Source organism: Streptomyces sp. NPDC025793 (genome assembly GCF_055558375.1).
Genome location: NZ_JBVHMR010000001.1, coordinates 321,993 through 333,871, shown reverse-complemented (window position 1 = coordinate 333,871; position 11,879 = coordinate 321,993). Strand labels below are relative to the sequence as shown.

The 11,879-nt window shown below is 72.2% G+C and carries 8 protein-coding genes; 7 read left to right on the top strand and 1 reads right to left on the bottom strand.

Features of this window, described 5'->3' with window-relative positions; translation table 11 throughout:
* Positions 1-340: 340 nt before the first annotated feature.
* Positions 341-1,108, bottom strand: coding sequence for a hypothetical protein (locus ACZ4MF_RS01615; RefSeq protein ID WP_467488775.1), 768 nt, complete (start codon positions 1,106-1,108; stop codon positions 341-343).
* Between the two features lie 103 nt (positions 1,109-1,211).
* Here ACZ4MF_RS01615 and ACZ4MF_RS01610 point away from each other — a divergent pair, with 103 nt between their 5' ends.
* From ACZ4MF_RS01610 to aceE, 7 genes are all read left to right on the top strand, one after another.
* Positions 1,212-2,006, top strand: coding sequence for an adenosylcobinamide-GDP ribazoletransferase (locus tag ACZ4MF_RS01610; protein ID WP_467488773.1), 795 nt, complete (start codon positions 1,212-1,214; stop codon positions 2,004-2,006).
* Between the two features lie 53 nt (positions 2,007-2,059).
* A complete protein-coding gene (locus tag ACZ4MF_RS01605) occupies positions 2,060-2,671 on the top strand; it encodes an RDD family protein (protein WP_467488772.1) in 612 nt (203 codons plus the stop codon).
* 208 nt (positions 2,672-2,879) lie between these two features.
* Entirely contained in the window at positions 2,880-4,418 is a 1,539-nt protein-coding gene (locus tag ACZ4MF_RS01600; protein WP_356020819.1) for a leucyl aminopeptidase, read from the top strand.
* Positions 4,419-4,709: 291 nt separating this feature from the next.
* Positions 4,710-6,098, top strand: a complete 1,389-nt coding sequence (gene lpdA, locus ACZ4MF_RS01595; RefSeq protein ID WP_356020817.1) for a dihydrolipoyl dehydrogenase — start codon at positions 4,710-4,712, stop codon at positions 6,096-6,098.
* 62 nt (positions 6,099-6,160) lie between these two features.
* Positions 6,161-7,984, top strand: a complete 1,824-nt coding sequence (sucB, locus tag ACZ4MF_RS01590) for a 2-oxoglutarate dehydrogenase, E2 component, dihydrolipoamide succinyltransferase (protein WP_467488769.1) — start codon at positions 6,161-6,163, stop codon at positions 7,982-7,984.
* 183 nt (positions 7,985-8,167) lie between these two features.
* Positions 8,168-8,803, top strand: coding sequence for a GntR family transcriptional regulator (locus ACZ4MF_RS01585; protein ID WP_356020813.1), 636 nt, complete (start codon positions 8,168-8,170; stop codon positions 8,801-8,803).
* A gap of 312 nt (positions 8,804-9,115) precedes the next feature.
* Complete coding sequence (gene aceE, locus ACZ4MF_RS01580; protein ID WP_467488767.1) at positions 9,116-11,818, top strand: pyruvate dehydrogenase (acetyl-transferring), homodimeric type; 2,703 nt, start codon at positions 9,116-9,118, stop codon at positions 11,816-11,818.
* The last annotated feature ends 61 nt before the right edge of the window (positions 11,819-11,879 follow it).

Below are 11,879 nucleotides of genomic sequence, written 5' to 3'. Positions count from 1 at the left end.
CGAGCAGCGCGCCAGCCCTAGACCCGGCGCGCCGGCCAGTCAAGCCCACGCCCCCCCGGGGACCGCCCCCGCCGCCCCGCCACGGCAGACGCACGGCCACCGCCCACGGCACCCTCAACCACGTCCGCCCGGCAACCGCACCGAACGCGGCTCGGGCTTGCCACCGATCAAGCCCTGAAACAACCCGCCGGGGACCGGCCCACGCGACACCGTCACCCGCGACCACCGAGCAGCGCGCCAGCCCTAGACCCGGCGCGCCGGCCAGTCAAGCCCACGCCCCCCCGGGGACCGCCCCCGCCGCCCCGCCACGGCAGACGCACGACCGCCGCCCACGACACCCTCAACCACGTCCGCCCGGCAACCGCACCGAACGCGGCTCGGGCTTGCCACCGATCAAGTCCTGGAACGCCCGCCGGGGACCGGCCCAGCGGCGGTCGTGGTGGTAGGCGCGCAGGGTCGCGCGGGCGCGGGTGCGGGGGCGGCGGCCGTAGAAGCGGCGGGCCCAGGGGGAGCCGGGCCGGGCCAGCCGGACGGCGCCCACGAGCGCGACCAGCGGCACGATCACGCCGAAGACCGCGGTGCGGGCCTTGCCCTTGCTCAGCGCGATGAGCGAGAGGAGGAAGTTCCCGGTGATGCTGGCGGCGACCGTGCCCCGGCTGTGGAGTTCCTGCTGGGACAGGTCGTTGACGCCGAACGGGGAGAACCCGGCGAGCAGCAGCCCGACGAGCGCCGCGGTGAGGACGACGGCCTCGACGCTCTTGCGGCCCTCCTCGCTCCAGTAGACGTCGTCCAGGTGCAGGATCAGCGCGAACTCGTCCAGGACCAGCCCGGCACCCATGCCGAACAGCACCGCGGAGCCCGCCCCCGCGACGCCGTGCCGGTCGCTGGCGACGGCGCCGAAGCCGCCGACGACGGTGAGGACGACCCCGGGCACGACATGGTGGATGTGCAGCCCGCCCGCCCTGACGTTGCCGAACGGGCCCTTGCCGGCCCGGATCAGGCGGGTGATCACCCTGGTGACCAGGAAGGTCAGCACGAACGCCGCGAGGGCGAGCAGCAACGGGAGTTTGCCCGGTTCGAGGATGTTCCGCTCCCACCAGTGCCCCATGTGCGCACATTACCCGCATAAGCGCCGTCTTCTTCAGCTCTGCCCGGTCCGAGCTCCGGTCGGGGGTCGGGGAGACCCGACGGCCGCCGGATACCCTGCGCCGATGCCCACGACCTCGTCACCCTCGCCTCTCGACGGCCTCCGTTTCGCCTTCGGCACCCTCACCGCGCTGCCCGTCCGGGTGCACCGCTGGGACCGCGGGGCCGCACGCGGCGGCATGCTGGCCGCACCGGCGGCCGGGCTGGTGGTCGGCGCGGCGGCGGCCGGCCTCGGCCTGCTGCTGCTCGCCCTCGGCGCCGGCCCGCTGCTCGCCGCCGTCGGCTCCGTCGCCGTACCGGCGGCGCTGACCCGCGGCCTGCACCTCGACGGCCTCGCGGACACGGCGGACGGGCTGGGCAGCGGCAAGCCCGCGGAGGACGCCCTGCGGATCATGAAGCAGTCGGACATCGGCCCCTTCGGCGTCCTCACCCTGGTCCTGACCCTGCTGGCCCAGGTCGCCGTGCTGGCCCAGCTCTACGGCGACTCCTGGGGCCGGGGCGCGGCGGCGGCCCTGACCTGCGCGGTGGCCGCCCGCCTCGCCCTCACCCTGGCCGCCCGCACCGGCGTACCGGCGGCCCGCCCGGAAGGGCTCGGCGCGGCGGTCGCCGAAGTCGTGCCGACGCGCGGCGCCCTGGCGGCCGCGGCGCTGTGCACGCTCGCGGCGGCGGCCGGGGGCGTGCCGTTCGGGGCGTACGGCACCGTCCGCGCGGCGGCCGCCGTGCTGCTGTCCCTGGCCGCGGCCGAGCTGCTGCTGCGGCGCTGCGTACGGCGGTTCGGCGGGGTCACGGGGGACGTCTTCGGGGCGCTGGAGGAGACGGCGGCCACGGCGGCGCTGGTGGTACTGGCCTTCGGCCACTGAGCGCTAAGCTCTTCGCCCGTACACGGACAAGTGAGCACGATCGGGGGATCTCCGTGCTGAAACTGCGCCGCGGGACGGCCTGGTTCATAGATTTCGCACTCGTGACGGGCGCGGCCGTGGTGCTGGCCGTCCTCACCTTCCACCGCATCACCGCCCTCGTCACCGACGTCCCGTCCCTGGCCACGAAGGGCGGCCTCGACCTCGTCACCTCGCGCGGCGACGTCGTCGGCGTCTCCGAACACCTCGGGCTGTCCCTGTGGGACTCGGTGGTGCTGGACGTGGAGGAGGCCTTCGGGGCACTCGTTCTCGTCACGTTCCTGTACCAGTGGATCTGTCTGCGACTGCTCGGCGGCACCCTCGGCAAGGGCCTGCTCGGCCTGCGGGTCACCCCGCGGCGGTCCCGGCACACCCTGCGCCGCGCGGCCGTCACCACCGCGGCCGACGTCGCGGTGTTCGCGCTGGCCTGCGTGCTGCTGATCGAGGGCCACTTCCTGCTGTCGCTGCTGCTCTGGGCGGCCGCGGTGGTGTTGTTCCTGGTCAACGCGCTGCCGGTGCTCTTCCCCGGCCGCCGCTCGCTGGCCGACCGGCTGGCCGGCACCTCCGTCGAGGGCGCCTTGCGGCGGGCCGGTTCCGGTGCGCCGGACGGCATGCCCCAGGGGTGGTAAGTGGCCGTGACATCACAGTCCGGTGAATACCCGGGGGAATGAGTGGACGCCCGCACGCGCGTAGTCTCGTTGCGGGTGTCCGCCGACACGGTGAAGGCCCCGGTCGCCACCTGTCCTCAGGCCTGGACCTGGGGTCGGCTCCCGGGCCCGGTCGACCCACCCCGCATCGGCCACAGCAACTTCACATCGGAAGCGAGAATTCACCACCGTGACTGCTCTGACTCTCAGCACCTCCGCGGCGCCCGGCCTCCGGGCCGACGCGATCGTGATCGGTGTCGCCAAGGGAACCAAGGGCCCCGTCGTGGCGCCGGGCGCCGAGGCCGTGGACAAGGCGTACGGCGGCAAGCTGGCCGGCGTCCTGGAGACCCTCGGCGCCTCGGGTGCCGAGGGCGAGCTGACCAAGCTGCCCGCTCCGGCGGACTTCAAGGCCCCGCTCGTGGTGGCGGTGGGCCTGGGCGCCGAGTCCGACGCCAAGGGCGAGGCGGACGGCTTTGACGCCGACGCGCTGCGCAAGGCGGCCGGCGTGGCCGCCCGGGCGCTCGCCGGTGCCAAGAAGGCCGCGTTCGCGCTGCCCGTCGACGGCCCGGGCGCCGTCGGCGCGATCGCCGAGGGCGTGCTGCTCGGCGCGTACGCCTTCGACGCCTACAAGGAGGCCGCGAACGGCTCCGCCAAGGGCAAGAACGGCAAGGCGCCGCTCGCCGAGGCCGCGCTGCTCGGCGGCAAGCCGCGCGACGCCGCCCACAAGAGTGCCCTCGCCCGCGCCGTCGCGGTCTCCGAGGAGCTGAACCGCGCCCGCGACCTGATCAACACCCCGCCGAACGATCTGACGCCGGCCATCTTCGCGGACCTCGCGCAGACCGCGGCCAAGGAGCACGGCCTCAAGGTGCAGGTGCTCGACGACAAGGCCCTGGTCAAGGGCGGCTACGGCGGCATCCTCGGCGTCGGCGGCGGCTCGGCCGCGACCCCGCGCCTGGTGAAGCTGTCGTACAAGCACCCGAAGGCGGACAAGCACCTGGCCTTCGTCGGCAAGGGCATCACCTACGACTCGGGCGGCATCTCGCTGAAGCCGGCCGGCCACAACGAGACCATGAAGTGCGACATGAGCGGTGCCGCCGCCGTGTTCGCCGCGGTCGTCGCCGCCGCCCGCCTCGGTCTGGAGGTCAACGTCACCGGCTGGCTCGCGCTGGCCGAGAACATGCCCTCCGGCTCCGCGGTGCGCCCGGGTGACGTGCTGCGCATGTACAGCGGCAAGACGGTGGAGGTGCTCAACACCGACGCCGAGGGCCGGCTGGTGCTGGCCGACGCGCTGTGGGCGGCCTCGCTGGAGAAGCCGGACGCGATCGTGGACGTCGCGACCCTCACCGGCGCGATGATGCTGGCCCTGGGCAGCCGCACCTTCGGTGTCATGGCCAACGACGACGCGTTCCGCTCCGCGCTGCACGAGGCGGCCGAGGAGGTCGGCGAGCCGGCCTGGCCGATGCCGCTGCCGGAGCACCTGCGCAAGGGCATGGAGTCCCAGGTCGCCGACATCGCGAACATGGGCGAGCGGATGGGCGGCGGCCTGGTCGCCGGTCTGTTCCTGCGCGAGTTCGTGGGCGAGGGCATCACCTGGGCGCACCTCGACATCGCCGGCCCGGCGTTCAACGAGGGCGGGGCGTTCGGGTACACGCCGAAGGGCGGTACCGGTTCGGCGGTGCGCACGCTCGTCCGGCTGGCCGAGCAGACCGCCTCCGGCGACCTGGGCTGACGTTCGTCCGTGAGCTCGGGGCTCACTGTCGTATCGCCGTTCCGCCGCGTGGGGGCCGGTCGCGCCCACGCGGCGGAGCCGCACATCGAATGCGGCCCCGCGCCCCTTCGGGCGCTCTAGTGGGACGTCTCACACCCCGGCCCGGCGTCTCGTACGCCTCGAACAAGTGCAAAGATGGAGCCCGGCAGGACAGGGCCCCCACCGAAGGGCCGAAGCATCAAGCGGCCGGACACCAGCCGCCCGCCGGTCACTGGAGATCGGCGCAAGGCGCACATGCATGGAGGACGTGACGTGGCGAACGACGCCAGCACCGTTTTCGACCTAGTGATCCTCGGCGGTGGTAGCGGTGGTTACGCCGCGGCCCTGCGCGGGGCGCAGCTGGGCCTGGACGTCGCCCTGATCGAGAAGGACAAGGTCGGCGGCACCTGCCTGCACCGGGGTTGCATCCCCACCAAGGCCCTGCTCCACGCGGGCGAGATCGCCGACCAGGCCCGCGAGAGCGAGCAGTTCGGCGTCAAGGCCACCTTCGAGGGCATCGACGTCCCGGCCGTCCACAAGTACAAGGACGGCGTCATCGCCGGCCTGTACAAGGGCCTGCAGGGTCTGATCGCGTCCCGCAAGGTGACCTACATCGAGGGTGAGGGCCGGCTGTCCTCCCCCACCTCCGTCGACGTGAACGGCCGGCGCGTCCAGGGCCGCCACGTCCTGCTGGCGACCGGCTCCGTGCCGAAGTCGCTGCCGGGCCTGGAGATCGACGGCAACCGGATCATCTCCTCCGACCACGCCCTCGTCCTGGACCGCGTGCCGCAGTCCGCGATCATCCTGGGCGGCGGTGTCATCGGCGTCGAGTTCGCCTCGGCGTGGAAGTCCTTCGGCTCGGACGTCACGGTCATCGAGGGCCTGAAGCACCTCGTCCCGGTCGAGGACGAGAACTCCTCGAAGCTTCTTGAGCGCGCGTTCCGCAAGCGCGGCATCAAGTTCAACCTCGGCACCTTCTTCCAGAAGGCCGAGTACACGCAGAACGGCGTGAAGGTCACCCTCGCCGACGGCAAGGAGTTCGAGGCCGAGGTCCTCCTCGTCGCCGTCGGCCGTGGCCCGGTCTCCCAGGGCCTGGGCTACGAGGAGCAGGGCGTCGCCATGGACCGCGGTTACGTCCTGGTCGACGAGTACATGCGGACGAACGTCCCGACCATCTCCGCCGTCGGTGACCTGGTCCCGACGCTCCAGCTCGCGCACGTCGGCTTCGCCGAGGGCATCCTGGTGGCAGAGCGTCTGGCCGGTCTGAAGGTCGTTCCGATCGACTACGACGGTGTCCCGCGGGTGACGTACTGCCACCCGGAGGTCGCCTCCGTCGGTATCACCGAGGCCAAGGCCAAGGAGATCTACGGCGCGGACAAGGTCGTCGCTCTGAAGTACAACCTGGCGGGCAACGGCAAGAGCAAGATCCTGAACACCGCGGGCGAGATCAAGCTCGTCCAGGTGAAGGACGGTGCCGTGGTCGGCGTCCACATGGTCGGCGACCGCATGGGCGAGCAGGTCGGCGAGGCCCAGCTGATCTACAACTGGGAGGCGCTGCCGGCCGAGGTCGCCCAGCTCATCCACGCCCACCCGACGCAGAACGAGGCGATGGGCGAGGCGCACCTGGCGCTGGCCGGCAAGCCGCTGCACTCCCACGACTGAGCCTTCGGTCAACGGGCGCGACGACACAGACTTCCGCAATTTCGTAAGGAGCAACCGAAACCATGGCGGTTTCCGTAACCCTTCCGGCGCTCGGTGAGAGCGTCACCGAGGGCACTGTCACCCGCTGGCTGAAGGCCGAGGGCGAGCGCGTCGAGGCCGACGAGCCGCTGCTCGAGGTGTCGACCGACAAGGTCGACACCGAGATCCCCTCGCCCGTCTCCGGTGTGCTGTCCTCCATCAAGGTGGCCGAGGACGAGACGGTCGAGGTCGGCGCCGAGCTGGCCATCATCGACGACGGCACGGGCGCGCCCGCTGCCGCTCCCGCCCCGGCCGCCGCCGCGGCCCCGGCCCCCGTGGCCGAGCCCGCCCCGGCCCCCGTGGCCGAGCCCGCCCCGGCCCCGGTCGCCGAGGCCCCCGCGGCTCCGGCCCCCGCCGCCGCTGCCCCGGCCGCCCCGGCCGGCGCCGCGACCGGCACGGACGTGGTCCTCCCGGCGCTCGGTGAGTCCGTCACCGAGGGCACCGTCACCCGCTGGCTGAAGCAGGTCGGCGAGGAGGTCGCGGAGGACGAGCCTCTGCTGGAGGTCTCCACCGACAAGGTCGACACGGAGATCCCGGCGCCGGTCGCCGGTGTCCTGCTGGAGATCGTGGTCGGCGAGGACGAGACCGCCGAGGTCGGCGCCAAGCTCGCCGTCATCGGCGCCCCGGGTGCCGCCCCGGCCGCCGCTCCGGCTCCGGCCGCCCCGGCCCCCGCCGCCGCTGCCCCGGCCGCCCCGGTCCCGGCTCCGGCCGCCCCGGCGCCCGCGCCCGCCGCCCCGGCCCCGGCGCCGGCGCCCGCCCCGGTCGCCGCCGCCCCGGCTCCGGCCCCCGCGCCGGCCGCTCCGGCTCCGGTCGCCCCGGCCCCCGCCGCTCCCGCTCCGGCCGCCGCCCAGGCGACGGACGAGGGCGCGTACGTCACCCCGCTGGTGCGCAAGCTCGCCGCCGAGAACGGTGTCGACCTCGGCGCCGTCAAGGGCACCGGCGTCGGCGGCCGTATCCGCAAGCAGGACGTCATCGCCGCCGCCGAGGCCGCGAAGGCCGCCGCCGCCGCTCCGGCCCCCGTGGCCGCCGCCGCTGTGACTGCCGGAGGCCATGCCGCCAAGAAGGCCCCGGCGCTGGAGGTCTCCCCCCTGCGTGGCCAGACCGTCAAGATGCCCCGCATCCGCAAGGTCATCGGCGACAACATGGTCAAGGCGCTGCACGAGCAGGCCCAGCTGTCCTCGGTCGTCGAGGTCGATGTGACCCGCCTGATGCGCCTGCGCACCCAGGCCAAGGACTCGTTCGCGGCCCGCGAGGGCGTCAAGCTCTCCCCGATGCCGTTCTTCGTCAAGGCCGCCGCCCAGGCACTGAAGGCCCACCCGGTCATCAACGCCCGGATCAACGAGGCCGAGGGCACCATCACCTACTTCGACACCGAGAACATCGGTATCGCGGTGGACTCCGAGAAGGGCCTGATGACCCCGGTCATCAAGGGCGCCGGTGACCTCAACATCGCCGGTATCTCCAAGGCCACGGCCGACCTGGCCGGCAAGGTCCGCGCCAACAAGATCACCCCGGACGAGCTGTCCGGCGCGACCTTCACCATCTCCAACACCGGCTCGCGCGGCGCGCTGTTCGACACGATCATCGTGCCGCCGAACCAGGTCGCGATCCTCGGCATCGGTGCCACGGTCAAGCGTCCGGCCGTCATCGAGACCGAGGAGGGCACGGTCATCGGCGTCCGCGACATGACCTACCTGACCCTCTCCTACGACCACCGTCTGGTGGACGGCGCCGACGCGGCCCGTTACCTGACGGCCGTCAAGGCGATCCTGGAGGCGGGCGAGTTCGAGGTCGAACTGGGCCTGTGACCCTCCTGGCCTGATCAGGCAGTACGGCACCCCGTCCGGAGCTTTCCGGGCGGGGTGTTCGTGTTTGTCGGCGCGCGTTGCGTGTAAGCCTCGTCTCACCTGCGCAAAAGCCCCCCACACGTCCCGCCGACGAAGCGAACCCGCCGTATTGTCTAAACGTCAGCCCTCCCTAAGGAGCCCTCCATGACCGCGCCCGTCGTCCACTCGCTGCGCGAACAGATCCGCGAGCACATCGTGGAGGGAATCGTGAGCGGTCGCTGGCAGCCGGGCGAGCGCATCGTGGAGCGCCGTATCGCCACCGAGCTGGAGGTCAGCCAGACCCCGGTCCGCGAGGCCCTGCGCGAGCTGGAGTCGCTGCGACTGATCGAGTCGGCGCCGAACAAGGGCGTCCGCGTCCGCAATCTGACCGCGGCCGACCTGGAGGAGAGCTACCCGGTCCGGGCCGGACTGGAGGCCATCGCGGCGGAGCTGGCGGCCGACCGCCTGGCCGCGGACTGCTCGGCCCTGGAGCCGCACGTCCTGGCCCTGTACGAGGCCGACCGCGACGCCGACGGCACCGCACAGGTCCGGCACACGGTCGGCTTCCACCGCGAACTGGTCCGCGCGGCGGCCAACTCGGTGCTGCTGCACACCTGGGAAGGTCTCGGCATCGAGGTCTTCACGGCGCTGTCCATCCGCTGGCTGGGCACGGTCCAGCAGTCGTACGCCGAGGAGCACGAGGAGCTGGTGCAGGCCTTCAAGCGCCGGGATCCGCAGATCGCGGAGCTGGTGAAGGCTCACGTCCTCGGCTGCGCCCCCGCGCCCGTAGCGCGCCCGTAGCGCGCCGCAGCCTGCCCCGGCACCGGCGAGCAGAGCCCCGCTCAAACGTAGCTCCACCTGCGAAAACATGGCTCTCAACCGACACTCGGTGCCCTGATCGAAGGCACCGCGTGCCGACTTTCTCGCAATCGAGAAGTTTTGCCCCTCAACCCTTTGATCGATCATCGATCAGGGAGTTATTGTCACCGACGGACACGCGACGGAGTCGCACCTCGACACTGTCACCGAAGTCCTCGCCCTGTCCTGCCAGACCTAGGGCAACCCGAACCCTTACCGACGAGGGAACCCCCTTCGACTGAGGAAGGCGGCGACATGACCGACCCCAACGCCATCCAGCCGAGCGCGCTCGACCAGCTCCCCGACCGCGATCCGGAGGAGACCGCCGAGTGGCAGGCCTCCCTGGACGCCGTCGCCCAGCAGGCCGGGCCGCACCGCGCCGCGTACCTGATGCGCCGGACGCTGGAGCGTGCCGAGGCGGGCGGCATCGCGCTGCCGAAGCTCCTCGAGACGGACTACGTCAACACCATCCCCACCTCCGCCGAGCCGGGCCTGCCCGGCGACCCGGAGATGGAGGCCCGGATCACCGCCTGGAACCGCTGGAACGCGGCCGCCATGGTGACCCGGGGCGCCAAGCACGGCGTGGGCGGCCACATCGCCACCTTCGCGTCGGCCGCGTGGCTGTACGAGACCGGCTTCAACCACTTCTTCAAGGGCAAGGAGGGCGACGGCTCCGGCGACCAGCTGTACATCCAGGGCCACGCCTCCCCCGGCATCTACGCCCGTGCCTTCCTCGACGGCCGCCTGACCGAGGCGCACCTGGACAACTTCCGCCAGGAGGCCGGCGGCAACGGTCTGCCGTCGTACCCGCACCCGCGCCGCCTGCCCTGGCTGTGGGAGTTCCCGACGGTGTCGATGGGCCTCGGCCCGCTCTCCGCCATCTACCAGGCGCGCTTCAACCGCTACCTGACCAACCGCGGCATCAAGGACGTCTCCGCCTCGCACGTGTGGGCGTTCCTCGGCGACGGCGAGATGGACGAGCCGGAGTCGACGGCCGCGCTCGCGCTCGCCTCCCGCGAGGGCCTGGACAACCTGACCTTCGTCATCAACTGCAACCTGCAGCGCCTCGACGGCCCGGTCCGCGCCAACTTCAAGATCGTGCAGGAGCTGGAGGCCCAGTTCCGCGGCGCCGGCTGGAACGTCGTCAAGACGCTGTGGGGTTCGGCCTGGGACGAGCTGTTCGCCCTCGACACGACGGGCGCGCTGGTACGCCGCCTGCGCGAGGTACCGGACGCGCAGGTCCAGACGTACCAGACCCGCGACGCCGCCTACATCCGCCAGGACTTCTTCGGCAAGGACCCGGCGCTCGTCGAGCTGGCGAAGCTGCTGAGCGACGACAAGATCCTTGAGTGTTTCCACCTCTCCCGCGGTGGTCACGAGGCCCGCAAGGTCTACGCCGCGTACAAGGCCGCCGTCGAGCACAAGGGCGCGCCGACCGTGATCCTGGCCCAGACGGTCAAGGGCCACACCCTCGGCGAGGGCTTCGCGTCGAAGAACGCCAACCACCAGATGAAGAAGCTGACGGTGGACGAGTTCAAGACGATGCGCGACCTTCTCGAACTGCCCATCAAGGACGGCGACTTCGTCGACGGCGTGGTCCCCTACGGCCACCCGGGCACCGACTCCCCCGAGGTCCGCTACCTCCAGGAGCGCCGCGCGGCCCTCGGCGGCCCGGCCCCGGCCCGCCGCACGCACGCCCTGGCCCCGCTGCCCGCCCCCGCCGAGAAGGCCTTCGCCTCCTTCGACAAGGGCTCCGGCTCGCAGAACGTGGCCACCACGATGGCCTTCGTCCGCCTGGTCAAGGACCTGGTCCGCGACAAGGAGACGGGCAGGCGCTGGGTGCCGATCGTCCCCGACGAGGCGCGCACCTTCGGCATGGAGTCCCTGTTCCCCTCGCTGGGCATCTACTCCCCCAAGGGCCAGACGTACGAGCCGGTCGACCGCGACCAGCTGATGTACTACAAGGAGGCCAAGAACGGCCAGATCCTCAACGAGGGGATCACCGAGGCCGGTTCGATGGCCGACTTCATCGCCGCTTCGTCGTCGTACGCGACGCACGGCGAGGCGATGATCCCCTTCTACATCTTCTACTCGATGTTCGGCTGGCAGCGCACGGCCGACCAGATGTGGCAGCTCGGCGACCAGCTCGGCCGCGGCTTCCTCGTGGGCGCCACGGCGGGCCGTACGACCCTGACGGGCGAGGGCCTCCAGCACGCCGACGGCCACTCGCCGGTGATCGCGGCGACGAACCCCGCCGCCCTCTCCTACGACCCGGCCTTCGCCTACGAGATCGCGGTGATCGTCCGCGAGGGTCTGCGCCGGATGTACGGCGAGGCCAAGCCGGGCGAGGACCAGAACGTCTTCTACTACCTGACGGTCTACAACGAGCCGCTGCCGCAGCCCGCGAAGCCGCAGGGCCTCGGCATCGACGAGGGCATCGTCAAGGGTCTGTACCGCTTCAACACGGCGGAGTCCGCGGGTCTGTCCCCGGCCGCCAACGCCGCGCGCATCCAGCTGCTGGGTTCGGGTACGGCGATCCACTGGGCCGTCGAGGCGCAGAGGCTGCTCGCCGAGGAGTGGGGTGTCGCGGCCGACGTCTGGTCCGCGACCTCCTGGACGGAGCTGCGCCGGGACGCGATGGAGGCCGACGCGGCCCTCCTGCGCGGCGAGGAGCGCGTGCCGTACGTCCGCCAGGCGCTGCAGGGCGCCGAGGGTCCGGTGCTCGCCGTCTCCGACTACATGCGCCAGGTCCCGGACCAGATCGCGCAGTGGGTGGAGCAGGACTACTCCTCGCTGGGCGCCGACGGCTTCGGCCTGTCGGACACGCGTGACGCCGCCCGCCGCCACTTCGGCGTCGACGCCGAGTCGATCGTCGTCGCGGCCCTGGCCCAGCTCGCCCGCCGCGGCGAGGTCAAGGCCACGGCGGTCAAGGAGGCCCGGGAGAAGTACGGGCTGTAAGAACGGGCTGTGAGAGCAGACCGACGAGGCCCCCGCCGAGGACACCGCGGCGGGGGCCTCG

Coding starts and splice junctions, on each gene's coding strand:
- ACZ4MF_RS01615 (WP_467488775.1), bottom strand. CDS start 1,108: ATGGGGCACTGGTGGGAGCGGAACATCCTCGAACCGGGCAAACTCCCG.
- ACZ4MF_RS01610 (WP_467488773.1), top strand. CDS start 1,212: ATGCCCACGACCTCGTCACCCTCGCCTCTCGACGGCCTCCGTTTCGCC.
- sucB (WP_467488769.1), top strand. CDS start 6,161: ATGGCGGTTTCCGTAACCCTTCCGGCGCTCGGTGAGAGCGTCACCGAG.
- ACZ4MF_RS01585 (WP_356020813.1), top strand. CDS start 8,168: ATGACCGCGCCCGTCGTCCACTCGCTGCGCGAACAGATCCGCGAGCAC.
- aceE (WP_467488767.1), top strand. CDS start 9,116: ATGACCGACCCCAACGCCATCCAGCCGAGCGCGCTCGACCAGCTCCCC.